Source organism: Variovorax sp. FW301-JW7, assembly GCF_058788795.1.
This window is the reverse complement of the sequence record NZ_JBYTBC010000001.1, coordinates 720027-742157: the sequence shown is the minus strand read 5'-3', so window position 1 is coordinate 742157 and position 22131 is coordinate 720027. Positions and strand designations below refer to the sequence as shown.

General features: G+C 67.8%; 23 protein-coding genes. 4 read left to right on the top strand and 19 right to left on the bottom strand.

The features are described 5' to 3' along the window. Positions 1 to 32: 32 nt before the first annotated feature. From rng to AC3WQM_RS03290, 8 genes are read right to left on the bottom strand one after another with little or no spacing between them, the layout of a single operon-like run. Positions 33 to 1559 carry a ribonuclease G gene (gene rng, locus AC3WQM_RS03325; RefSeq protein ID WP_070060811.1) on the bottom strand — a complete coding sequence of 509 codons (1527 nt, stop codon included), beginning with the start codon at positions 1557 to 1559 and terminating at the stop codon, positions 33 to 35. 7 nt (positions 1560 to 1566) lie between these two features. Further along, positions 1567 to 2169, bottom strand: a complete 603-nt coding sequence (locus tag AC3WQM_RS03320) for a Maf family protein (RefSeq protein ID WP_492676930.1) — start codon at positions 2167 to 2169, stop codon at positions 1567 to 1569. Between the two features lie 40 nt (positions 2170 to 2209). Further along, the gene (gene rlmH, locus AC3WQM_RS03315) at positions 2210 to 2677 is read right to left on the bottom strand and encodes a 23S rRNA (pseudouridine(1915)-N(3))-methyltransferase RlmH (protein ID WP_070060813.1); all 468 of its coding nucleotides are present in this window, start codon (positions 2675 to 2677) and stop codon (positions 2210 to 2212) included. After that, the gene (gene rsfS, locus AC3WQM_RS03310; RefSeq protein ID WP_062470113.1) at positions 2674 to 3369 is read right to left on the bottom strand and encodes a ribosome silencing factor; all 696 of its coding nucleotides are present in this window, start codon (positions 3367 to 3369) and stop codon (positions 2674 to 2676) included. The genes rlmH and rsfS overlap by 4 nt, the downstream gene beginning before the upstream one ends. Then, the gene (gene nadD, locus AC3WQM_RS03305; RefSeq protein WP_492676929.1) at positions 3369 to 4001 is read right to left on the bottom strand and encodes a nicotinate (nicotinamide) nucleotide adenylyltransferase; all 633 of its coding nucleotides are present in this window, start codon (positions 3999 to 4001) and stop codon (positions 3369 to 3371) included. Before nadD ends, rsfS begins: the two co-directional genes overlap by 1 nt. Beyond that, positions 3998 to 4918 carry an oxygen-dependent coproporphyrinogen oxidase gene (gene hemF, locus AC3WQM_RS03300; RefSeq protein ID WP_139701687.1) on the bottom strand — a complete coding sequence of 307 codons (921 nt, stop codon included), beginning with the start codon at positions 4916 to 4918 and terminating at the stop codon, positions 3998 to 4000. Before hemF ends, nadD begins: the two co-directional genes overlap by 4 nt. Next, positions 4918 to 6216, bottom strand: coding sequence for a phosphoribosylamine--glycine ligase (purD, locus tag AC3WQM_RS03295; protein ID WP_062470106.1), 1299 nt, complete (start codon positions 6214 to 6216; stop codon positions 4918 to 4920). Before purD ends, hemF begins: the two co-directional genes overlap by 1 nt. A 43-nt stretch (positions 6217 to 6259) precedes the next feature. Further along, positions 6260 to 6985 carry a YebC/PmpR family DNA-binding transcriptional regulator gene (locus tag AC3WQM_RS03290; protein WP_056580425.1) on the bottom strand — a complete coding sequence of 242 codons (726 nt, stop codon included), beginning with the start codon at positions 6983 to 6985 and terminating at the stop codon, positions 6260 to 6262. Positions 6986 to 7102: 117 nt separating this feature from the next. On the opposite strand from AC3WQM_RS03290, the gene AC3WQM_RS03285 reads away from it, so the two are divergent. Genes AC3WQM_RS03285 through AC3WQM_RS03270 form a run of 4 tightly spaced genes read left to right on the top strand, consistent with a single transcriptional unit; the run spans position 7103 to position 10514 of the window. Continuing rightward, complete coding sequence (locus AC3WQM_RS03285) at positions 7103 to 7894, top strand: class I SAM-dependent methyltransferase (protein WP_492676928.1); 792 nt, start codon at positions 7103 to 7105, stop codon at positions 7892 to 7894. Next, the gene (locus AC3WQM_RS03280; RefSeq protein WP_492676927.1) at positions 7891 to 8937 is read left to right on the top strand and encodes a chorismate transformation FkbO/Hyg5 family protein; all 1047 of its coding nucleotides are present in this window, start codon (positions 7891 to 7893) and stop codon (positions 8935 to 8937) included. Before AC3WQM_RS03285 ends, AC3WQM_RS03280 begins: the two co-directional genes overlap by 4 nt. Positions 8938 to 8973: 36 nt before the next feature. After that, complete coding sequence (locus AC3WQM_RS03275; protein WP_070060819.1) at positions 8974 to 9771, top strand: lysophospholipid acyltransferase family protein; 798 nt, start codon at positions 8974 to 8976, stop codon at positions 9769 to 9771. Continuing rightward, positions 9735 to 10514, top strand: a complete 780-nt coding sequence (locus AC3WQM_RS03270; protein WP_492676926.1) for a glycosyltransferase family 2 protein — start codon at positions 9735 to 9737, stop codon at positions 10512 to 10514. Before AC3WQM_RS03275 ends, AC3WQM_RS03270 begins: the two co-directional genes overlap by 37 nt. Positions 10515 to 10565: 51 nt before the next feature. Here AC3WQM_RS03270 and AC3WQM_RS03265 read toward each other — a convergent pair whose 3' ends face one another. The 11 genes from AC3WQM_RS03265 to AC3WQM_RS03215 form a co-directional block, all read right to left on the bottom strand. Then, on the bottom strand, positions 10566 to 11954 hold the full coding sequence (locus AC3WQM_RS03265) for an efflux transporter outer membrane subunit (RefSeq protein ID WP_492676925.1): 1389 nt from the start codon (positions 11952 to 11954) through the stop codon (positions 10566 to 10568). Further along, positions 11947 to 13929 (bottom strand): macrolide ABC transporter ATP-binding protein/permease MacB, encoded by a 1983-nt coding sequence (gene macB / locus AC3WQM_RS03260; protein ID WP_492676924.1) that lies wholly within the window; start codon positions 13927 to 13929, stop codon positions 11947 to 11949. Before macB ends, AC3WQM_RS03265 begins: the two co-directional genes overlap by 8 nt. Next, positions 13926 to 15086: a macrolide transporter subunit MacA gene (gene macA, locus AC3WQM_RS03255; RefSeq protein WP_492676923.1), complete on the bottom strand. Its 1161-nt coding sequence runs from the start codon at positions 15084 to 15086 to the stop codon at positions 13926 to 13928. The genes macB and macA overlap by 4 nt, the downstream gene beginning before the upstream one ends. A gap of 202 nt (positions 15087 to 15288) precedes the next feature. After that, positions 15289 to 15792 (bottom strand): disulfide bond formation protein B, encoded by a 504-nt coding sequence (locus AC3WQM_RS03250; protein ID WP_492676922.1) that lies wholly within the window; start codon positions 15790 to 15792, stop codon positions 15289 to 15291. Then, positions 15789 to 16886, bottom strand: coding sequence for a sulfate/molybdate ABC transporter ATP-binding protein (locus tag AC3WQM_RS03245; RefSeq protein WP_062470081.1), 1098 nt, complete (start codon positions 16884 to 16886; stop codon positions 15789 to 15791). The genes AC3WQM_RS03250 and AC3WQM_RS03245 overlap by 4 nt, the downstream gene beginning before the upstream one ends. Positions 16887 to 16906: 20 nt before the next feature. After that, positions 16907 to 17809 carry a sulfate ABC transporter permease subunit CysW gene (cysW, locus tag AC3WQM_RS03240; RefSeq protein WP_492676921.1) on the bottom strand — a complete coding sequence of 301 codons (903 nt, stop codon included), beginning with the start codon at positions 17807 to 17809 and terminating at the stop codon, positions 16907 to 16909. A 1-nt stretch (position 17810) separates the two neighbouring features. Then, complete coding sequence (gene cysT / locus AC3WQM_RS03235) at positions 17811 to 18698, bottom strand: sulfate ABC transporter permease subunit CysT (RefSeq protein ID WP_492676920.1); 888 nt, start codon at positions 18696 to 18698, stop codon at positions 17811 to 17813. After that, entirely contained in the window at positions 18699 to 19715 is a 1017-nt protein-coding gene (locus AC3WQM_RS03230; RefSeq protein ID WP_492676919.1) for a sulfate ABC transporter substrate-binding protein, read from the bottom strand. It abuts the gene before it with no gap. Next, positions 19712 to 20287: an RBBP9/YdeN family alpha/beta hydrolase gene (locus tag AC3WQM_RS03225; RefSeq protein WP_307590554.1), complete on the bottom strand. Its 576-nt coding sequence runs from the start codon at positions 20285 to 20287 to the stop codon at positions 19712 to 19714. Before AC3WQM_RS03225 ends, AC3WQM_RS03230 begins: the two co-directional genes overlap by 4 nt. Before the next feature lie 22 nt (positions 20288 to 20309). Then, positions 20310 to 20951 carry a peroxiredoxin gene (locus AC3WQM_RS03220; protein WP_093240439.1) on the bottom strand — a complete coding sequence of 214 codons (642 nt, stop codon included), beginning with the start codon at positions 20949 to 20951 and terminating at the stop codon, positions 20310 to 20312. A gap of 147 nt (positions 20952 to 21098) precedes the next feature. Continuing rightward, positions 21099 to 22013 carry a LysR family transcriptional regulator gene (locus AC3WQM_RS03215; RefSeq protein ID WP_492676918.1) on the bottom strand — a complete coding sequence of 305 codons (915 nt, stop codon included), beginning with the start codon at positions 22011 to 22013 and terminating at the stop codon, positions 21099 to 21101. Between the last annotated feature and the right edge of the window lie 118 nt (positions 22014 to 22131).

Sequence of the window (22131 nt, the reverse complement as noted above, 5' to 3'; positions counted from 1 at the left end):
CCGTCGTTGCCACGGGCCGCGCGCTCCCACCGTCAGAGCAGCACGATGTCGTACTGCCCCTGCCCGATCGCCGGCTCCGACTGCAGCGAGATCGGCTTGCCGATGAAGTCGCTCAGCCCCGCGAGGTGCTGGCTCTCCTCGTCGAGGAACAGCTCGATGACTTGCGGCGACGAGACGATGCGGAACTCGCGCGGCGTGAACTGCCGTGCCTCGCGCAGGATCTCGCGCATCACGTCGTAGGCCACGCTGCGCGCGGTCTTCACGATGCCCTGCCCGCTGCAGGCCACGCAAGGCTCGCACAGCATGTGGGCCAGCGATTCGCGCGTGCGCTTGCGCGTCATCTCGACCAGGCCGAGCTGCGAGAACCCTCCGGCCGTGGTCTTCACGCGGTCGCGTGCGAGCTGCTTGCGGAACTCGGCCAGCACCTGCTCGCGGTGGTCGTCGCGCGCCATGTCGATGAAGTCGACGATGATGATCCCGCCCAGGTTGCGCAGCCGCAGCTGCCGCGCAATCGCCTGCGCGGCCTCGAGGTTGGTCTTGAAGATGGTGTCGTCGAAGTTGCGCGCACCGACGAAGCCGCCGGTGTTCACGTCGACGGTGGTCAGCGCCTCGGTCTGGTCGACCACGAGGTAGCCGCCCGATTTCAGGTCGACGCGCCGGCCCAGCGCTTTCGCGATTTCCTCGTCCACCGAATACAGGTCGAAGATCGGCCGCTCGCCCTTGTAGTGCTGCAGCTTGCCGGCCGCCTGCGGCATGAATTCGAGGCCGAACTTCAGCAGCACCTCGAACTGCTCGCGCGAGTCGATGCGGATGGTCTGCGTGTCTTCGCTCGTCATGTCGCGCAGCACGCGCTGCAGCAGGCTCAGGTCCTGGTGCAGCAGCGACATGGCCGGCATCCGGCCCGAGGCCTCGCGGATGCGCGTCCAGGTCTTGCGCAGGTAGGCGATGTCTTCGGCCAATTCGGCATCGGCCGCGTCTTCGCCGTTGGTGCGCAGGATGAAGCCGCCCGTGTTCACGGGCACCACGCCGCCGCTCTCGGCGGCCGCGGCCGCCTCGATGAGCGCCAGCATGCGGTTGCGCAGCGACTCGCGCTGGTCGGGCGGGATCTTCTGCGACACGCCGATGTGGTTGTCCTGCGGCAGGAACACCAGCAGCCGGCCCGCGATGCTGATCTGCGTGGACAGCCGCGCGCCCTTGGTGCCGATCGGGTCCTTGATGACCTGCACCAGCAGCGACTGGCCTTCGAACACCTGCTTCTCGATGGGCACCATCGGCCCGCCGTTGCGGTGGTCGCGCTCGGGCGGCGCGGCACTCGGGCGCGAGCCCGGCGTGAACGGCGAAACGATGTCGGCCACGTGCAGGAAGGCGGTGCGCTCCAGGCCGATGTCGATGAAGGCCGACTGCATGCCCGGCAGCACGCGCGAGACCTTGCCCAGGTAGATGTTGCCGACCAGCCCGCGCTCGAGCGTGCGCTCGACGTGCAGCTCTTGCACCGCGCCGTGCTCGACCAGCGCCACACGGGTCTCCTGCGGAGACCAGTTGATCAGGATGTCTTGCATGGATGTCTTAAGTATTGAAACCGACGCCTCGAAGCAGCTGCGCGGTCTCGAACATGGGGAGTCCCATGATGCCCGAATAGGAGCCGCTGATGTGCTCCACGAACGCAGCCGCCGCGCCCTGGATGGCATAGGCGCCGGCCTTGCCGAGCGGCTCGCTGCTGGCGGCGTAGATCGCGATCTGTTTCTTGGTGAGCGTGGCGAAGCGCACGCGCGACACGCTCAGCGCCGCATGGCGGCGACGGCCGTGCTGCAGTGCGACTGCCGTGAGTACGCGGTGCGTGGCGCCGGACAAGTGCGCGAGCATGCGTTCGGCATCGCTCGCATCCTCGGGCTTGCCGAGGATGGTGCGGCCGAGCGCGACCGTGGTGTCGGCGCAGAGCACGGGCGCATCGGCCAGGCCCAGGCGCTTGCGGCGCGCAACGGCGGCGTCGAGCTTGAGGGCGGTCACGCGCTGCACGTAGGCGGTGGGCGACTCGTTCGGCAGCAAGGCCTCGAGCGCCTCGGCGTCTTCGTCGGCACCGGCCAGCAGCAGTTCGTGGCGCACGCCGAGCTGGCCGAGCAATTGGGCGCGGCGCGGGCTTTGCGACGCGAGGTAGATGAAGTCAGGCAAGTTCAGGTCTCCGAGGTGGGCCCCACCGCCGGCCCCGTGGTCATTCCCGATGGTACGGATGGCCCGCGTTGACCGACCACGCCCGATAGAGCTGTTCGACCAGCAGCACGCGCGCCATGGCATGCGGCAGGGTCAGGTCGGACAGGCGGATGCGTTCGTGCGCCGCGGCCTTGAAGGCCGGGTCGAGCCCGTCGGGGCCGCCGATGACCAGCGCCACGTCGTCGCCCTCGCCCTGCCAGGTCTGCAGCCGTGCGGCCAGCGCCTTGGTGGTGAGCGCGGTGCCGCGCTCGTCGAGCACGACGATGCGCATGCCGCGGGCGATGGCGCCTTCGATGCGCTCGCGCTCGGCGGCATACAGCGTTTCGAGGGTCTTGGAGCCGCGCGGCTCGGTCTTGACGGCGCGCAGCTCGAGCTTGAGCTCGGGCGGGAAGCGCTTGGCGTAGTCGTCCCAGGCAGTCTGCGCCCAGTCGGGCATGCGCTGCCCGACGGCGACCACCAGCAGCTTCATGCGCGGCGGGCTGGCGCCTTCTTGGCCGGCGCCTTCTTTGCAGCGGTCTTCTTGGCGGCCGGCTTGCCGACCACCTTCACCGGCACGCGTGCGGTGCCCGTGGCGGACTTCTTCGCGGGCGCCTTCTTGGCGGCGGTCTTGCCCGCGGTCTTCGATGCGGCCTTCTTCGCCGGGGCCTTGGCGGCCTTGGCTTCCTGCTCGGCCGCGCGGATCGCGGTCTTGGCGGCGCTCGAACGGCGCAGGCTTGGCGTCTTGGCGGCGGCCGTCTTCTTCTCTTCGGCGCCCTTGACGACGGACGAGGCGGTGGCCAGCGCGGGCTTGGTGGCGCCGAGCTTGGCGCGCACCGGCTTGTCGCCCCAGATCTCTTCGAGGTGGTAGTACTGGCGGATGGCGGGCTGCATGATGTGCGCCACGGCCGCGCCGCAGTCCACGATGATCCACTCGCCGTTTTCCTCGCCCTCGGTGCGCGGCTTGGCAAAGCCGGCTTCACGCACGGCGTCGCGCACGCTCGACGCGAGCGCCTTGGTCTGGCGGTTGGAGGTGCCCGACGCCACGATCACGCGCTCGAACAGCGGCGAGAGGTGCTCCGTGTCGAATACCTGGATGTCCTGCGCCTTGACGTCTTCGAGACCATCGATGATGGCTCGCTGGAGTTTTTGGATGTCTTTTTTGGCGGCGGCTTCAGTGGTCATCAGGCAGAGCGGTAGAGGTGGTGTTGGTCAATATAGCGTGCAACCGTGGGCGGAACCAGCGAGGAAATGTCCACACCCGACGCCACACGCCGCCGGATATCGGTGGCGCTGGTGTCCATGGCGGCAGGCAGTTCAAGCGCCTCGAAACGCGCGCCAGCCGGGAGGCCGGGCAGCTGTTTCGGATCAAAACGAGTGACGTCACCCGTCGATAGTGCGCGATACGCTACAGAAACGATAGCAATGCCGAGTATATCCTGCCAGCCGTGCCAGGTCGGCAAGGCTGCTGCCTGGTCCGCGCCCATCACCAGAACGAGCTGTGCGCCGGGCTGCTCTTTCTGCAATTCGTGCAGCGTGTCGAGCGTGTAAGTCGGACCGTCGCGCAACACTTCGCGGCTGTCGATGACGACCTTGCCTGTCAGGCTGCCGAAGGCCAGTTGCGCCATCGCGAGACGATCTTCCTTCGGCGTGAGCGTGCGGCTCTTGTGCCAGGCCTGCCCGGTGGGAATGACGTGCAACTCCGTCAGGTCGAGTTGCGCCAGTGCGGCTTCGGCCAGGGCGACGTGGGCGTTGTGTGGCGGGTCGAAGGCCCCGCCGAAGACGCCGATGCGCAAAGCGGAACCGGTGGGGCTCACACCCAGTCCCGGCGCACGATGAAGTCGCTGTACAGCGCGGCTTCGGGGCTGCCTGCTTCGGGCTGTTGCCGGTAGGCCCAGCTCGCGAGCGGCGGCATCGACAGCAGGATCGATTCGGTGCGCCCGCCCGACTGCAGGCCGAAGTGCGTGCCACGGTCCCACACGAGGTTGAACTCGACGTAGCGTCCGCGCCGGTACAGCTGGAACTCGCGTTCGCGCTCGCCGTACGGCATGCCGCGGCGGCGCTCGACGATCGGCAGGTAGGCCTGCAGGAAGGCATCGCCGACCGAGCGGATCAGCGCAAAGCCGTTCTCGATGCCGCCCTCGGCGAAGTCGTCGAAGAAGATGCCGCCGATGCCGCGCTGCTCGTTGCGGTGCTTCAAAAAGAAATACTCGTCGCACCAGGTCTTGAAGCGCGGGTACTTGTCGGCGCCGAAGGGTGCGAGCGCATCGCGGCACACGGTGTGGAAGTGCACCGCGTCTTCTTCGAAGCCGTAGCACGGCGTGAGGTCCATGCCGCCACCGAACCAGCACACCGGATCGCCGCCGCCGGCGGGTTGCGCGGCCAGCATGCGCACGTTCATGTGGACGATCGGCACGTAAGGGTTGCGCGGATGGAACACCAGCGACACGCCCATGGCCTCGAACGGCGCGCCCGACAGCTCGGGGCGGTTCTGCGTGGCCGAGGGCGGCAGCTTGGCGCCGCGCACCTGCGAGAAGCCGACACCGGCGCGTTCGAACAGCGCGCCGCCTTCGAGGATGCAGGTCAGGCCGCTGCCCTGCAGCGGCTCGCCGGGTTCTTTCTGCCAGGCGTCGCGCACCGCGCTGCCGCCGTCCGCCGCCTCGACCGCCGAGATGATCGATTGCTGCAGTCCGCGCAGGTAGTCGCCGACCGCCTTCGGCTGGGTGGCTGGCATCAGGCGTGGGGCGTGTTGCGCGCGTTGACGGCGCGGTAGCCGATGTCCTTGCGGTACTGCGCACCGTCGAACTGCACGCGCGCCGCGACTTCGTAGGCGCGCTGCTGCGCCTGCTTGACGCTGTCGGCCAGCACGGTCACGCAGAGCACGCGGCCGCCGCTGGTCTTGAGCTCACCGTTCTCGAGCGTGGTGCCCGCGTGGAACACCACGGCATCGGGCGCCTCGGCCGGGATGCCGCTGATGCGGTCGCCCTTGCGCGGCGACAGCGGGTAGCCGTGCGCGGCCATCACCACGCCCAGCGCCACGCGCCGGTCCCACTGCAGCTCGACCTGGTCGAGCGTGCCGTCGGTGGCGTGCCAGAACACCTCGAACAGGTCGGACTTCAGGCGCATCATGATCGGCTGCGTCTCGGGGTCGCCCATGCGGCAGTTGAATTCGAGCGTCTTGGGCTGGCCGGCCGCGTCGATCATCAGGCCGGCATAGAGGAAGCCGGTGAACGGAATGCCGTCCTTTTCCATGCCGCGGATGGTCGGCAGGATGATCTCGCGCATGGCGCGTGCATGCACCTCGGCCGTGACCACGGGCGCGGGCGAGTACGCGCCCATGCCGCCGGTGTTCGGGCCTTCGTCGCCATCGAGCAGACGCTTGTGGTCCTGACTGGTGGCCAGCGCGGCGACGTTCTTGCCGTCGCACATCACGATGAAGCTGGCTTCTTCGCCTTGCAGGAATTCTTCGATGACGACGCGTGCGCCGCCTTCGTTGTGCGACACGCCGAACTTGTTGTCGACCAGCATGAAGTCGACCGCTTCGTGGGCTTCCTGCGCGGTCATGGCAACCACAACGCCCTTGCCGGCGGCCAGGCCGTCGGCCTTGACGACGATGGGTGCGCCCTTGGCGTCGATGTACGCATGGGCCGCGGCGGCGTCGGTGAAGGCCTCGTATTCGGCCGTCGGGATCTTGTGGCGCTTCATGAAGGCCTTCGAGAAGGCCTTGGAGCTTTCGAGCTGCGCAGCCGCCTGCGTCGGGCCGAAGATGCGCAGGCCATGCGCGCGGAACTCGTCCACCACGCCGGCCGCCAGCGGCCCCTCGGGGCCGACCACGGTCAGCGCGATTTTCTCGGCCATCGCCCACTCGCGCAGCGCGGCGGGTTCGGTGATGTCGATGCAGTCGTAGCGTTCGTCGCTCACGGTGCCGCCGTTGCCGGGCGCCACGTAGACGCGGCTGACCCGGTTGCCCTGCGCCAGCCGCCACGCCAATGCGTGCTCGCGGCCCCCTCCTCCAATCACCAGTACCTTCATTCGCGGGCTTTCGTTTGTCGCTGTGGATCCATCATTCATTCGCTCAGTCGGACAGTGCGGCGTTGTGATAAACGTCCTGCACGTCGTCCAGGTCCTCGAGCACGTCGAGGAGCTTCTGCATCCTGGCTGCGTCTTCGCCGGTCACGTCCACGGTGTTCTCGGCGCGCATCGTGATTTCGGCGGCGTCGGGCTTCAGGCCCGCGGCTTCGAGCGCGTTTTTCACGGCCTCGAAGTCGCCGATGGCGGTGAGCACCTCGATGGCGCCGTCGTCGTCGGTGATCACGTCCTCGGCGCCGGCTTCGAGGGCCACTTCCATGACCTTGTCCTCGCTGGTGCCGGGCGCAAAGATGATCTGGCCGCAGTGCTTGAACTGGAAGGCCACCGAGCCTTCGGTGCCCATGTTGCCGCCGTGCTTGGAGAAGGCGTGGCGCACTTCGGCCACGGTGCGCACGCGGTTGTCGGTCATGGTGTCGACGATGATCGCCGCGCCGCCGATGCCGTACCCTTCGTAACGAATTTCTTCGTAATTGACGCCTTCGAGGTTGCCCGTGGCCTTGTCGATGTTGCGCTTGACGGTGTCGATGGGCAGGTTGACCGCCTTGGCCTTTTCGACCGCCAGCCGCAGCCGGGGGTTGGCGCTGAGGTCGGCGCCGCCGGCGCGTGCCGCCACCGTGATTTCACGGATGGCGCGGGTCCAGAGCTTGCCGCGTTTCTCGTCCTGGCGGCCCTTGCGGTGCTGAATATTTGCCCACTTGCTATGTCCGGCCATGGCTATCTCTCTCGCTGTCGTGTGTTTTCAAAGCAAGTGTGGAGTTTACTGTCCGGCGCACACAACGCTCCCCGGCGCCCGGGATTTCCGCCCGGGCCTTTTGGTGATAATTGTTCGATGACGCCATCGCCCATTGCCGGTACGGGAAATCCCGACGCCCTGCCGCCGCACGCCCCGCTGCCGCTGTACTACAACACCGAAGCGGAGCACCAGGCGTTCCTGCGGCGCATCTTCGACAGCACGGCCGCGGACTACGACCGCATCGAAGCCGTGCTGGCCTTCGGCACCGGCCCCTCGTACCGTCGCGACGCGCTGAAGCAGGCCGGCCTCACGGCGGGCGCCCAGGTGCTCGACGTGGGCATCGGCACCGGGCTCGTCGCCCGCGAAGCTCTGAAGCTCATCGGATCCACCGGCAAGCTCACCGGCGTCGACCCCAGCGTGGGCATGATGGGCCAGGTCCGCCTGCCCGGCGTCGAACTGATTCAAGGCGTCGCCGAGGCCCTGCCCCGGCCCGACGCCAGCTGCGATTTTGTGAGCATGGGCTACGCCATGCGCCACATCAGCGACGTGGCCGCCGCCTTTTCCGAATTCCATCGCGTGCTGCGCCCGGGCGGGCGCGTGGTGGTGCTCGAGATCACCAAGCCCGAAGGCCGCATGGCCACCGCGCTGCTCAAGGGCTACATGCGCGCCGTGGTGCCGCTGATCGCCCGCGTGGTCGGCCGCCGCAGCGACACCTCGGAGCTGTGGCGCTATTACTGGGACACGATCGAGGCCTGCATCCCGCCCGAGCGCGTCATGCAGGCGCTGGGCGCCGCTGGCTTCAGCGACGTGCGCCGGCATGCGAGCCTCGGGGTCTTCTCGGCCTACACCGGCCGCAAACCCGAATCCACCGCCGACGAGGTTCGATGAACGTGCGCCCCCAGGACGACCGCCTTCATTCCCCCCTGCGCGTGGAGCGCCTCTCGCTGCCGGACAGCCTCGCGCTGGCCACGCACAGCCATGCGCCCTTCGCCGCGCTCGGCTACGGCACGCCGCACGGTGTCGCCTGGATGCCCACGGTCAACGCGCGCGTGCTGTCGCCGCAGGGCGCGATGGCCGATGTGTGGCACGTGGGCGACGGCACACAGGTCAGGTCGGGCACCACCGGCATCGCGCGCTGGCGCACCGACGGACACTGGCTGCTGGGTGCCATCGACCTCGATGAAGCCGTGGAGGGCCAGAGCCTGACCGAACTTGCGCAGCGCGCCTACCGCGACCTGTTCCGCACGCTCGACCAGGCCGACACGCCGCACCTGCAGCGCATCTGGAACTACCTGCCGCGCATCAACGCCGATGGCGGCGGGCTGGAGCGGTACCGCCAGTTCAACCTCGGCCGGCAAGAGGCTTTCTTCGAAGCCGGCCGCGCCGCCTTCGAGGGCGCCCCGGCCGCCTGCGCGCTGGGCATCCGCCAGGGCGCACTGTCGATCCGCTTTCTCGCGGGACGTGCCGCGCCGCTGCCGGTCGAGAACCCGCGGCAGGTGTCGGCCTACCGCTATCCCGAAACCTACGGCCCGCGCTCGCCGACCTTCTCGCGCGCCGCGCTGGCGGACATCGGCGACGGCCAGGTCGCGCTCTTCATCTCGGGCACGGCGAGCATCGTCGGCCACGAAACGGTGCACCACGGCGACGTGCGTGAGCAGGCCCGCGAAACGCTGCGCAACCTCGAGGCCGTGATCGCCTCCGCCCATGCGCAGACCACGGCGCGCTTCTCGCTCGATGCGCTCGACTGCGTGGTGTACGTGCGGCATCCGTCGGACACCGACGCCGTGCGCGAAGAGATCGAAGCCGCGCTCGGCGCCCAGTCGCCGATGGCCCGCCATGCGGTGTACCTGGAAGCCGACATCTGCCGCAGCGATCTGCTGGTCGAGATCGAGGCCCACACGGTCGCCGCCGGCCGGCTGCAGGCCGCCTGAGCGGCCCGCCGTTCGCCTGCCCGACCGACACCACCCATGAACGTGCTGCGTCTTCTCACGTCGATCCCGCTCGCGCTGATGCTCTATGCGCTGCTGCTGTTCCTCGGCCTGATCTCGCTGGTCTGGAACTTCGTCGCCATGCTGCTCTACCCGGTGATGCCGGCCGCGCCGGCGCGCGCGCTGGGCCGCATGACCATCGCCTTTGCCTACCGGATGTTCTGGTGGCTCGCCTCGGTCACCGGCATGATGCGCATCGACGCCTCGTGCCTGGACCCAATGCGCAACGAGCCCGGCGTGATCTTCGTGGCCAACCACCCGACGATGCTCGATGCGCTGCTGCTGGTGGCGCGGCTGCCGCGCAGCGCCTGCATCATGAAGGCCGAGCTGATGGGCAACATCTTCCTCGGCGCGGGGGCCCGGCTGGCGCGCTACATCAGCAACAAGTCGGCCCGCACGATGGTGCGCCTGGCGGTCAACGACCTGCGCCAGGGCGGCCAGCTCGTGATCTTTCCCGAAGGCACGCGCACGGTGACGCCGCCGCTGAACCCCTTCCGCCCCGGCACCACGCTGATCGCCAAGCTGGCGCAGGCGCCGATCCAGACCGTGTTCATCGACACCGACTCGCCCTACCTCGGCAAGGGCTGGCCGCTGTGGCGCGTGCCGCCGCTGCCCATCGTCTTCACGCTGCGGCTGGGCAAGCGCTTTGCGCCGACGCAGGACAGCGATGCGTTGCAGGTCGAGCTGGAGCACTATTTCCGTCAACACATGGAGCAGCGCGCCACCGACGCGTCCCCCGAATGCCAGCAGACGCCTCGCGCACCCACCTTGTCCTGATCCCCAGCTACAACACGGGCGAGCGCCTGTTCTCGACGGTCGCCGCCGCGCGGGCCCAATGGAACCCGGTGTGGGTGGTGATCGACGGCAGCGACGACGGCACGGGCGAGCGGCTGCAGCAGATGGCGGCCAGCGATCCAGGGCTGCGCGTGTGGGTGCTGCCGCAGAACCAGGGCAAGGGCTCGGCGGTGCTGTACGGCTTGCGGGCCGCGAAAGAAGCCGGCTTCACGCACGCGCTCACGATGGATTCTGACGGGCAGCATCCGGCGGACCTGATCCCCTCTTTCATGCAAGCCTCGCTGGCGCGGCCCGAGACGATGGTGCTGGGCCGGCCTGTGTTCGATGCCAGCGCGCCGCTGCTGCGGGTGCGCGGGCGGCGGGTGTCGAACGGCTGGACGCAGCTCGAAACCCTGTTCGCGGGCGTTGGCGATTCGCTCTACGGCTTTCGCGTGTACCCGGTGGTCGACCTGATCGCCGTGATGGCGCGGCAACCCTGGATGCGGCGCTTCGACTTCGATACCGAGGCGGTCGTGCGGCTGGCCTGGCGCGGGGTCAAGCCGGTGAACATCGATGCGCCTGTGAAGTACCTGACGGCGGAGGAAGGCGGGGTGTCGCACTTTCGCTATGGGCGGGACAACGTGCTGCTGACCTGGATGCACACGCGGTTGATGGTGGAGTTTGTTTTGCGGTTGCCTGGGTTGCTCTTTCGCAAATTGCGGGGGGCGCCGCCGTTTCAGGCCTAGCCTTCTTTTGAGGGGCACCCGGCAGGCGGTGTGGGTGCTCTTCCTCTCTTCCTACTCGACGATGGCCGCGCCGCCCAACGCCTTGTACAGCGTCATCGTGGCGTTGAGCTGGTTCAGACGGTTCTGCGCCAGCGAGACCTCCGCGACGCGGCGCTTGTCCTTGGCGTCGAGCACGGGCTGCAACGCGGTGGCGCCGGCGCGGTAACGCACTTCCGACAAGGCCTCCGCGCGTTGCGCCTGTTGCAGCGCCAAGGCCAGCTTCACGCTTTCGTCTTGTAGTTGGGTTCGCGACGACAGCGTGTTTTCCACCTCGGACAGCGCGGTGTACAGCGACTGGCGGAACCCGACGACCGCTTCTTCGTATCGCGTCTGCGATACGGCGACGGTCAGCCGTGCGGTGTTCCATTGCAGGAAGGGCAACACCAAACCAGCGCCCAGCGTCGCGACCGGGTTCTTCAGCACCTCACCCAGGGCATTGCTCCCCGCGCCCAACGAACCCGTGAGGCTCAGCACCGGATAGAAGCTGGTGCGCGTGGCATCGACGTTCGCCAGCGAGGACCGCAGGCGCTGCTCCGCGGCGCGCAGGTCGGGCCGGCGGCCCAGCAGGCTCGCGGGCAGGCCGGCATCGATCACGGGCAAGGCGGTGTCTGGCAGCTGCGAGGGCTCTTCCCTCGGGGCATCGGGCGGCATGTCGAACAGGATCGCCAGCGCATTGCGCGCTTCGACGCGCTGCTGCAGCAGCTGCGTGTGGGCCGCCTCCTGGCTCGCGAGGTTCTGGCCGGCCTGCGCGACATCGAGGCCGGACACGGCGCCTGCCGCGTACTTGGCGCGCACCAGCGCCTGGATGCGCCGCGCATCGGCCATGCCGGCTTCGCTCAGCGCGATACGGTGGTTCAGGTAGCCGGTCTGCCAGTACAGCCCGGCCGTGGTGCCCACCAGCGCCAGCGCCGTGGCTTCGCGGTCGGACTGGGTGGCCTGCAGTTCCCAGTCGGCGACGCTGCGCTGCGCCGACAGGCGGCCCCACAGGTCGACTTCGTAGCTCAGGCTCAGTGAAGAGCTCGCGCTCGATGCGGCCACGCCGCCGCGCTTCAGGTCGAAGCTGCGTTGGGTGCCCAGTTGCCCCGTCACGCCCGGCGTGAGGTTGGTATTCGCCAGGCCGGCCTGCAGCTGCGCCCGTTGCACGCGGATGCCGGCGGCGGCGAGGTTGTTGTTGGTGCGCAAGGCGCTGTCGATGAGGGTGTCGAGCCGCGCGTCGTGGAAGGCGGTCCACCAGCGGGCCTGCGGCACGGCCGCCGCGTTCTGCGGCAGGGGCTGTTGCTGCTGCCACGCCTGCGGCACGCCGAGCGGTCGGTGTTCGCGCCGCTCCGACGCAAACAGCGTGCAGCCGCCGAGCGCCAGCGCGATGGCGAGGCCCGTCAGGGTCAGGCGTGCGCTACTCACGCGCCAGTGCCTCGATGGGGTCGAGCCGCGCGGCGTTGCGCGCCGGCAGGTAACCGAACAGCACGCCGATGAGCGACGCGCACAAGAAGGCCGACACCACGGCCCCGAGCGAAAAGATCATTTGCCATTGCTTCACGAACAGCGAGAACACAAAGCTGATGCCGTACGACAGCATCACGCCGATGAAACCGCCGACCAGGCACACGAGCACGGCCTCGGTCAGGAACTGCTGCAGCACGTCGCTCTGGCGCGCGCCCACGGCCATGCGGATGCCGATCTCGCGGGTGCGCTCGGTCACCGACACCAACATGATGTTCATCACGCCGATGCCGCCCACCACCAGCGAGATCACCGCGATCAGCGACAGCAGCAGCGTGAGCGACTGGCTCGTGCGCTCGGCTGTCTTCACGATGCTGTCCATGTTGAAGGTGAAGAAGTCCTTGCCGCCGTGGCGCAGCGTGAGCAGCCGTACGATGCTCTCTTCGGCCGCCTTGGTGGGTTGGTCGTCGCGGATGCGCACGGTGATGCTGTCGAAGTGCTGCTGGCCGAAGAGGCGGCTCGCGCCGGTGCTGTAGGGCAGCCAGATGTTGAGCGACTTGTTCTCGCCGAACATGCTCTTCTTTTCCTGCGCCACGCCGATCACGGTGCACGGCAGGCTGCCCACCAGGATGATCTTGCCCACGGGGTCGGTGCCGTCGGGAAAGAGCTTGCGCCGCGTGTTCTGGTCGATCACCACCACCTGCGACTGGTGCCGCACGTCGTTGGCGTCGAAGTCCGTGCCGCTGGACATCTGGATGTCGCGCACGCTGAAGAAGTTGTCGCTGACGCCGTTCACGTTGCCGTTGACGTCCGCGCTGCGGTAGCGCAGGCGCAGGCTGCGCATGGTGGTGGGCGTGACGCTGTGCACGTAGGGCTGCGCGGCAATCGCCTGCAGGTCGGCCGGCAACAGCGTGCGGATGCTCGCGGCCTTGTCGTCCCCGAAGTCGTGGCCCGGGTAGATGTCGAGGGTATTGGTGCCGATGGCCTTGATGTCGGCCAGCACGAAGCGCTTGGCGCCCTCCCCGATGGCCACGATCGACACCACGGAGGTGATGCCGATGATGATGCCCAGCATGGTCAGTGCCGTGCGCATGCGGTGCGCCATCATCGAGCGCCAGGCCATGCGGAAGGCTTCGGAGAAACGCGCCCAGCCGGTGCTGAAGCGCGCGATGCCGAGCGTCGGGCGGGTCATGGCGGGCGGCGCCGGGGTGTCGTCGCCCACCGTCTGCGTGGGTGCAGCCACCGTCGGCACGTTTGGCCGGTCGCCGACGATCACGCCGTCGGCAATCTCGATGATGCGTTCGGTGCAGCGTGCCACCTGCATGTCGTGCGTCACGATGATGATCGTGTGCCCCTGCGCATGCAGCTCGCGCAGGATGCCCATGACCTCCTGGCCGCTCTTGCTGTCGAGCGCGCCGGTGGGCTCGTCGGCCAGGATGACCTGCCCGCCGTTCATGAGCGCACGCGCGATGCTCACGCGCTGCTGCTGGCCGCCCGAGAGCTGGCTCGGCCGGTGCTCGGTGCGGTCTTCCAGGCCCAGGCGCGCGAGCAGCTGCCGCGCCCGCGCATCGCGCGCCGCCCCTTCGGTGCCGGCATAGACGGCGGGCACCTCGACGTTGCCGGTGGCCGTCAGGTGCTGCATGAGGTGGTAGCGCTGGAAGATGAAGCCGAAGTGCTCGCGTCGCAGCGCGGCGAGCGCGTCGCTGTCGAGCGTGCCGACGTCCTGGCCCGACACGGTGTAGGTGCCGGTGGTCGGCCGGTCGAGGCAGCCGAGGATGTTCATGAGCGTCGACTTGCCCGAGCCCGAGGCGCCGACGATGGCCAGCATTTCGCCGTGGCCGATGTCCAGGTCGACATCTTTCAGCACCTGGACCTCCTGCTCGCCGGAGGGAAAGCTGCGGCCGATGCCGCGCAGGGTCAGCAGCGGTTGCGTCACTGGCGTGGCCTCCGGCTGCCGCTGTCATTGGCGTCGGTCTTCTCCAGCGCCGAGGCGTCGCCGGTGATGACGCTGTCGCCCTCCTTCAGGCCTTCGAGCACCTGCGCCTGGAAGTTGTTGCTGATGCCGATGCGCACCTGCCGCTTTTCCACGCGCTGGTCGGGCAGGAGCACGCGCACTTCGTGGCGGCCGTCCTTGTCGCGCGTGCCGAGCGCGGTGAGCGGCACGGTCAGCGCCTGCCTGGCCTCGCCCAGCAGGATGGCGACCTGCGCCGTCATGTCGACGCGCAGGGTGCGGTCGGGGTTGGGCACGTCGAACAGCGCATTGAAGAACACGGCGTTGTTGATCTTCTCGGGCGACGGTTGCACCGCGCGCAGCGTGCCGTGGTAGCGCGTGTCGGGGTCGCCCAGGATGGTGAAGTACACGGGCTGGCCGGCCTTCACGCGCACCACGTCGGCCTCGGACACCTGGGCCTTCACGGTCATGGTCGACAGGTCGGCCAGCTTCATCAGCGTGGGCACCTGGAACGAGGCCACCACGGTCTGGCCTTCGAGCGTGCTGATGGACACCACGTCGCCGTCGATGGGCGCCATGATGCGGGTGTACGACAGGTTGGTCTGCGCCGAGGCCAGGGCCAGCTTCTGCTGGCGGATCTGCGCGTCGAGCGAAACGGCGTCGGCGCGCAATGCGCGCAGCTCGGTGTCGGCGCTTTCCAGGTCCTGGCGCGCGGCGGCGTCCTGCGCCAGCATCTCGCGCTGGCGCGCCCAGGTGAGTTCGGCCTGCTTCACGCGCACTTCCTTGGCGAGCTTCTGGGCCTGCAGGTTCTCGAGCTTGGCCTGTTCCTGCGCGAAGGTGTTCTGCGAGATGACGGGATCGATCTCGGCGAGCCAGTCGCCCTTCTTCACCGTCTGGCCGAGCACCACCTTCAGCGACTTGAGCTGGCCGGACACCTGCGCGCCCACCTCGACCTGCTTGAAGGCCTGCAGCACGCCGGTGGCGAGCACCGCGTTCTCCAGGTCGCTGCGCTGCACGGTGGCGGTGAGGTAGTCGCTTTTCTTCGGCGGGCTCAGCCAGAAGAAGGCCGCGATGGCCAGCACGACGAGCAAGGCCAGGCCGACAAGAAGCTTGCGCGATCGTCGCGAAGGAGTGGTGGGCATGCAGTGAAGAAGTGGGATGAATCGGGCGGCAAGGCCCGGGAAGGGATGCGATTGATCCTAGCCCCGGTTGCTGAAGGGCTGCTAAAGCATGCGTTTCAGCGGGCTTTTTTACACGGGCCTGCGCAGCGACCCATGAAAAACGGCGTGGCCCGCTGCCCTCGAAGGACAGCGGGCCACGCCGCAGAAATTACTGAAAAAGAACTCAGCGCGCCGTGCGCCGACGCAGCAGCAAGGTGAGGAGCAACAGCGCCAGCACCGTGAACGCAATGAACGACCAGTTCGCCAGCGTCAGGCCGAAGAGCGACCAGTCGATCTTGGAACAGTCGCCGCCGCCGCGGAAGATCATCGGCAGCGCGCGCTTGAGCGGGAAGGTCTCGATCATTCCGTACAGGTCGCGCCCGCACGAGACGACTTCGGGCGGATACCACTGCAGCCAGCTCTGCTGCGCCGCCGTGTAGGCACCGCCCACCGCCGCCGCCAGCGCCAGCACCCCGCCCGTCACCTGCAGGCCGCGGCTGCTGAACAGCGCCGCCAGGCCCGTGAAGAGCGCCACCAGCATCAGCGCATAGCGCTGCACGATGCACATCGGGCAGGGTTCGAGCCCGACCACATGTTGCAGATACAGCCCGAAGGCCAGCATGAGGACACAGGCCAGGCAGATCAGCCCGAGCGCGCGGCGCGGCGCGCCGAAGTACCAATGGATCAAGGAGATACCCAATCTTCTTCTACGAACACCCTGGCCTTGCGGGGGTTGGCGACGACGGTGTCGCCTTCCTTCAAGCCCAGGTCGCGGAACTGTTGCGCAGGGAGTTGCGCTTCGATGATGGTTCCGGAGCCCGGATTATCTGGATTCGTTTCGGTGGGCTCAAGTTCCAGCCGCGCGATCGGTCCGACCACGATCGCGCGCGACAGCGTGGCGACGATGCCGGTGGCACCCGACACGTAGCGTGTCACATCCAGGTCATGCGGACGCACGTAGGCCAGCGCCTTGGCGTCGCGCGCGCTGCTGTGCTCGGGCGAGTCGATGCGCATGCCGTCCAGCTGCACGGCGCCGTTGTCGGCCCGGCCGTGGAACAGGTTCACGTCGCCCAGGAAGCCGTACACGAACGGGCTCGCGGGCTTGTCCCACACGTCCTGCGGCGAGCCGACCTGCTCAATGCGGCCTTTGTTGATGACCACCACGCGGTCGGCCACTTCGAGCGCTTCTTCCTGGTCGTGCGTGACGAAGATCGAGGTGACGTGCAGTTCGTCGTGCAGCCGGCGCAGCCAGCGGCGCAGTTCCTTGCGCACCTTGGCGTCGAGTGCGCCGAAGGGTTCGTCCAGCAGCAGCACCTTGGGCTCCACCGCCAGCGCACGGGCCAGCGCGATGCGCTGGCGCTGGCCGCCGGACAGCTGCGACGGGTAGCGGTCGGCCAGCCAGTCGAGCTGCACCAGCTTGAGCAGGTCGGTCACCTTGGCCTTGATCTGCGCGTCGCTCGGGCGCTCCTTGCGCGGCTTCACACGCAGGCCGAAGGCCACGTTCTCGAACACGGTCATGTGGCGGAACAGCGCGTAGTGCTGGAACACGAAGCCGACCTGGCGTTCGCGCACGTGCACGTCGGTCGTGTCTTCGCCCGAGAAATGGATGCTGCCGGTGTCGGCCGTTTCCAGGCCCGCGATGATGCGCAGCAGCGTGGTCTTGCCGCAGCCCGAGGGGCCGAGCAGCGCGACCAGTTCGCCCGACTCGACGTCGAGGTTCACGTTGTTCAGCGCGCGGAAGTCGCCGAACTGCTTGCTGATGTTGCGGATTTCGATGCTCATGGTCTTGTTCTCTCGTCTTCTCAGGCCGCCGAAGGCTCGGGGGGACGCTCGGGCGGCAGCTCGGCGATGGCTTTCATTTCGCGCTCATGGCGCCACTCGATGACCGACTTGATCACCAGGGTGACCAGCGCCAGGATCGCCAGCAGCGAGGCCACCGCGAAGGCGGCCACCGACTGGTATTCGTTGTAGAGCACCTCGACGTGCAGCGGCATCGTGTTGGTCTGGCCGCGGATGTGGCCCGACACCACCGACACCGCGCCGAACTCGCCCATGGCGCGCGCGTTGCACAGGATCACGCCGTACAGCAGGCCCCACTTGATGTTGGGCAATGTCACGCGCCAGAAGGTCTGCCAGCCGGTCGCGCCGAGCACGATGGCGGCCTGCTCTTCGTCGGTGCCCTGCGCTTGCATCAGCGGAATGAGTTCGCGCGCAATGAAGGGAAAGGTCACGAACACGGTGGCCAGCACGATGCCGGGCACGGCGAAGATGATCTTGATGTCGTGCTCCGCCAGCCACGGGCCGAACCAGCCCTGCGCGCCGAACACCAGCACGTAGATCAGGCCCGCCACCACCGGCGACACCGCGAACGGCAGGTCGATCAGCGTCGTGAGAAAGGCCTTGCCGCGGAACTCGAACTTGGCGATGGCCCAGGCCGCGGCCACGCCGAAGACGAGGTTCATCGGCACGGCGATGGCGGCGGTGATGAGCGTGAGGCGGATGGCGCTCCACGCATCGGGTTCCTTCAGCGCCTCGAGGTAGGCATTGAGGCCCTTGCGCAGCGCCTCGACCGCCACGGCCGCCAGCGGCAGCACGAGGAACAGGAACATGAACGCCAGGGCGATGCCGATCAGCGTCCAGCGGACCCAGGGCGACTCGGTGGTGCCGGCCTGCGCGCGGCGGATGATTTTCGAAGGTGCGCTCATGTCAGGCCCCCGCGCGCTTGCGCTGCCAGGCCTGGAGGCCATTGATGACCAGCAGCAGGATGAACGACAGCACCAGCATCACCAGCGCGACCGCGGTGGCGCCCGTGTAGTCGTACTGCTCCAGCTTGCCGATGATGATGAGCGGCGTGATCTCGGAAATCATCGGCATGTTGCCGGCGATGAAGATCACCGAGCCGTACTCGCCGATGGCACGTGCGAAGGCCATGGCAAAGCCCGTGAGCAAGGCCGGTGCAATCGCCGGAAAGATCACCTTGGTGAAGGTCTGCAGGCGCGTGGCACCGAGCGAAGTCGCGGCTTCTTCCAGTTCTTTCTCGGCGTCTTCCAGCACCGGCTGCACCGTGCGCACCACGAAGGGCAGCCCGATGAAGATCAGCGCGATCACGATGCCCGCCGGCGTGAACGCCAGCTTGATGCCGTGCGGCTCGAGCAACTGCCCGATCCAGCCGTTGCCCGCGAGCAGCGCCGTGAGCGAGATGCCGGCCACGGCCGTGGGCAGCGCGAACGGAAGGTCGACCAGCGCGTCGACGATGCGCTTGCCCGGGAACTTGTAGCGCACCAGCACCCACGCCACGAGCAGGCCGAACACCGCGTTCACCATCGCGGCGATCAGCGAGGCGCCGAAGGTCAGGCGGTACGAGGCCATCACGCGCGGCGCGGTCACCGACACCCAGAAGTGCTCCCAGGTCATCGTGAAGGTCTTGAAGACCAGCGCCGACAACGGGATCAGCACGATCAGGCACAGATAGAAGACCGTGAAGCCGAGCGTGATGTGGAAACCGGGCAGCACGCGCTTGGCGCCCCCTGCCCGGTTGGCACGTGAAAAAGGCGCTCCCGCTGCCGGGAGCGCCGAAGAAGCAGCGCCGCTCATTTACTTCGCGCCGGGCGTGTAGAGCTTGTCGAACTGGCCGCCGTCATTGAAGTGCACCTTCTGCGCTTCGCTCAGGCTGCCGAACAGTTCCTGCACCGTGAACAGCTGCAGCGGCTTGAAGGTCGAGGCGTACTTCTTGAGCACGGTCTGCGAACGCGGGCGCAGCGCATGCTTGGCGGCGATTTCCTGCGCTTCTTCGGAGTACAGCCAGTCGAGGTAGGCCTTGGCGAGTTCGCCCGTGCCCTTCTTCTTGACGGTGCGCTCGACGATGGCCACCGGGTTCTCGGCCACGATGGAGATCGACGGGTAGACCGAGTCGACCTTGCCGGTGCCGAATTCGCGGTCGATCGAGACCACTTCAGATTCGAAGGTGATCAGCGCGTCGCCGATGTTGCGTTGCAGGAAGGCGGTGGTCGCGTCGCGGCCGCCGCGTGCCAGCACCGGCACGTTCTTGAACAGCTTGCCGACGAACTCGGCAGCCTGGGCGTCGGTGCCGCCCTTCTTCTTGATGTAGCCCCAGGCGGCCAGGTAGGCATAGCGGCCGTTGCCGCCGGTCTTGGGGTTGACGATCACGACCTGCACGCCCGGCTTGACCAGGTCGTCCCAGTCCTTGATGCCCTTGGGGTTGCCGTTGCGCACCAGCAGCAGCATGGTCGAGGTGGTGGGCGATGCGTTCTCGGGGAACTTCTTGTTCCAGTCCTTGGCGACCACGCCGGCGTTGGCCAGGAAGTCGATGTCGGTGGAGGTGTTCATGGTGACCACATCGGCGTCGAGGCCGTCGGCCACGGCGCGCGCCTGGGCGCTGGAGCCGCCGTGCGACTGGTCGATCTTGACGTCCTTGCCCGTGGTCTTCTTGTAGTTCGCCACGAAGGCCGCGTTGTAGTCCTTGTAGAACTCGCGCGCCACGTCGTACGAGGCGTTCAGCAGGCCCGTGCCTTGGGCAATGGCCGTGTTGCCGGCGAGTGCGGAGGACGCCAGCGCGAGCACGGCAGCGAAGGTCTTGATTCTGGAAGTCATGTAGTTGCCAGGTTGTCTGAAAATTCACGACCGGCCGACCAGGCGGCGGGTTCGTCGGTCAACGATTGCAGCAGGGCCAGGCCGAGCGGCCAGTCTCCGTGCCCCGAATCGATGTTGATGTGCCCCGCATTCTGCATGCGCACGAACTCGCTGCCCCAGGCGCGCGAGTAGGCGCCGGCCAGGCGGATGGGGCAATAAGGATCGTTGCTGCTCGCCACCACGATGCTGCGGTAGGGCAGCGCCGCGTAGGGCACGGGTGCGAAGTCGGACAGCACCGCGCGGCGCTCGGGGTCGGCCGGCGCCACCAGCAGCGCGCCCTGGATGCGGGCGGCGGCCTCGGGCGGCAGGTGCGCCGTGGCGATGCAGCCCAGGCTGTGCGCCGCGATGACCACGGGGCCTTCGCTTTCGAGCACGAGCTTGGCCAGCGCGGGCACCCAGGCGTCGCGCTTGGGCGAGGCCCAGTCGTCCTGCGCCACCCGCGCCGCGCCCGGAATGCGTTCTTCCCACAGGCTCTGCCAATGGCCGGGCCCGGAGTCGCGCCAACCGGGCACGATGACGACACGAGTCTGCATGACGGCGCGGTCCTGCGGCGTCTTACTTGTTGGGCTGCGGCGTGATGCGCAGGTAAGGCTTGACGGCCTTGAAGCCCTTGGGGAAGCGCTCGGCCAACTCGGCCGGGTCCTGGATGCTCGGCACGATGACGACGTCATCGCCGTCCTTCCAGTTCACGGGCGTGGCGACCTTGTGGCTGTCGGTGAGCTGCAGCGAGTCGATCACGCGAATGATTTCGTCGAAGTTGCGGCCGGTGGACGCCGGGTAGGTGATGGTGGTGCGGATGACCTTCTTGGGGTCGATGATGTAGACGCTGCGCACCGTGGCCGTGGTCGAGGCGTTCGGGTGGATCAGGTCGTACAGGTCGGCCACCTTGCGGTCGGCGTCCGCAATGATCGGGAAGTTGACGGTGGTGTTCTGCGTCTCGTTGATGTCCGAGATCCACTCCTTGTGCTTGGTGGCCGGGTCGACGCTCAGCGCGATGGGCTTCACGCCGCGCTTGGCGAACTCGCCCGACAGCGCCGCCGTCTTGCCGAGTTCGGTGGTGCACACGGGCGTGAAATCGGCCGGGTGCGAGAAGAACACGATCCACGAATCGCCGGCCCACTGATAGAAGTCGATCGGGCCTTCGCTGGAGTCCTGGGTGAAGTTGGGGGCGGTGTCGCCGAGTCGCAGGGTTGCCATGGTCGCTCCAAGGAGGGGGTGAAGCCCTGGATTGTGCGAACCGCTGCTTCAATGGCAAACGAATATCTGTTTGTTTGGATATGACGTTTTTCGCATATAGAACCTGCGCGGCCCCCTATGTCGCTATCTTTTAGATAGCAGCCTGCCTCAAAACATCCGCATCTGCTCGCTCTGCAGATGCTCCGACAGGAAGTCGATCAGCCGCCGCACCGCCGGCACCAGCGCCCGCCGCGCCGGAAACACCATGTGCGCCACCACCGGCGACGGCCCCCAGCCCGGCAGCACCCGCGCCAGCCGGCCCGTCTCGACGTCGGCGCTGCACATGTAGTCGGGCAGCATCGTCGCGCCGACCCCGCCCAGCGCGCCGAATTGCAGCGTGGCGAGGTCGTCGGCCACGTAGCGCGGCGTGTGCACGTGCAGGTGGTTGCGGCCTTCCGGGCCTTCGAGCCGCCATTCGGAGCGCCCTTCCCCGTTGACCGACATGGCCGCCGTCGGCAGCTTCGCGAGGTCGGCGGGCGTGTCGATCGGCCCGTGTTGCGCCAGCAGCGCCGGGCTCGCGACCAGCACGCCGCGGCTGTGGCCGAAGGTCTTGGCCACGAGCACCGTGCTGTCCTCGATGGCGGGGCGCACGCGCAGCGCGATGTCGATGCCCTCTTCGATCAGGTCCACCGGCCGGTTAATGACGCGGATGTCGACGCGCACCGCGGGGTAGCGCTCCATGAACAGCGGGATCAGTTGCGCCAGCCCGCTGTGCGCGATGGTGACCGGGCAGGTCAGCCGCACCAGCCCGCTCGGCTCGGTCTGCACCTGCGCCACCGCCTCGGCCGCCGCCTGGGCCGCGTCGCGCATGGCCGAGGCGTGCCGCAGGTAGATCTCGCCGGCCGGCGTGAGCGACAGGCGCCGCGTGCTGCGCTGCATCAGCTGCACGCCCAGGCGCTCCTCGAGCTCGGCCACGCGGCGCGACAGGCGCGATTTGGGAATGCCCAGCGCCCGGCTGGCGGCGGCAAAGCCGCCCCGCTCGGCCACCTCGGCGAAGAACACCATGTCGTTGAGGTCTTGCATGGCTTCATTGTCCTGCAAACAGAACGATCTGATCAAATTTTGGCTACTTATCAACCACTCGCATCAAAAATAGAATTCTCCCAACGCCGGCCACTTCTCAGCGCCGACACCTTGCACA

Excerpts from the sequence above, each read along its gene's own strand:
- rng (WP_070060811.1), bottom strand. The coding sequence starts at position 1,559 with ATGCAAGACATCCTGATCAACTGGTCTCCGCAGGAGACCCGTGTGGCG.
- rlmH (WP_070060813.1), bottom strand. The coding sequence starts at position 2,677 with ATGAAGCTGCTGGTGGTCGCCGTCGGGCAGCGCATGCCCGACTGGGCG.
- rsfS (WP_062470113.1), bottom strand. The coding sequence starts at position 3,369 with ATGACCACTGAAGCCGCCGCCAAAAAAGACATCCAAAAACTCCAGCGA.
- hemF (WP_139701687.1), bottom strand. The coding sequence starts at position 4,918 with ATGCCAGCCACCCAGCCGAAGGCGGTCGGCGACTACCTGCGCGGACTG.
- purD (WP_062470106.1), bottom strand. The coding sequence starts at position 6,216 with ATGAAGGTACTGGTGATTGGAGGAGGGGGCCGCGAGCACGCATTGGCG.
- AC3WQM_RS03290 (WP_056580425.1), bottom strand. The coding sequence starts at position 6,985 with ATGGCCGGACATAGCAAGTGGGCAAATATTCAGCACCGCAAGGGCCGC.
- AC3WQM_RS03285 (WP_492676928.1), top strand. The coding sequence starts at position 7,103 with ATGACGCCATCGCCCATTGCCGGTACGGGAAATCCCGACGCCCTGCCG.
- AC3WQM_RS03280 (WP_492676927.1), top strand. The coding sequence starts at position 7,891 with ATGAACGTGCGCCCCCAGGACGACCGCCTTCATTCCCCCCTGCGCGTG.
- AC3WQM_RS03275 (WP_070060819.1), top strand. The coding sequence starts at position 8,974 with ATGAACGTGCTGCGTCTTCTCACGTCGATCCCGCTCGCGCTGATGCTC.
- AC3WQM_RS03270 (WP_492676926.1), top strand. The coding sequence starts at position 9,735 with ATGCCAGCAGACGCCTCGCGCACCCACCTTGTCCTGATCCCCAGCTAC.
- macA (WP_492676923.1), bottom strand. The coding sequence starts at position 15,086 with ATGCCCACCACTCCTTCGCGACGATCGCGCAAGCTTCTTGTCGGCCTG.
- AC3WQM_RS03245 (WP_062470081.1), bottom strand. The coding sequence starts at position 16,886 with ATGAGCATCGAAATCCGCAACATCAGCAAGCAGTTCGGCGACTTCCGC.
- cysW (WP_492676921.1), bottom strand. The coding sequence starts at position 17,809 with ATGAGCGCACCTTCGAAAATCATCCGCCGCGCGCAGGCCGGCACCACC.
- cysT (WP_492676920.1), bottom strand. The coding sequence starts at position 18,698 with ATGAGCGGCGCTGCTTCTTCGGCGCTCCCGGCAGCGGGAGCGCCTTTT.
- AC3WQM_RS03230 (WP_492676919.1), bottom strand. The coding sequence starts at position 19,715 with ATGACTTCCAGAATCAAGACCTTCGCTGCCGTGCTCGCGCTGGCGTCC.
- AC3WQM_RS03225 (WP_307590554.1), bottom strand. The coding sequence starts at position 20,287 with ATGCAGACTCGTGTCGTCATCGTGCCCGGTTGGCGCGACTCCGGGCCC.
- AC3WQM_RS03220 (WP_093240439.1), bottom strand. The coding sequence starts at position 20,951 with ATGGCAACCCTGCGACTCGGCGACACCGCCCCCAACTTCACCCAGGAC.
- AC3WQM_RS03215 (WP_492676918.1), bottom strand. The coding sequence starts at position 22,013 with ATGCAAGACCTCAACGACATGGTGTTCTTCGCCGAGGTGGCCGAGCGG.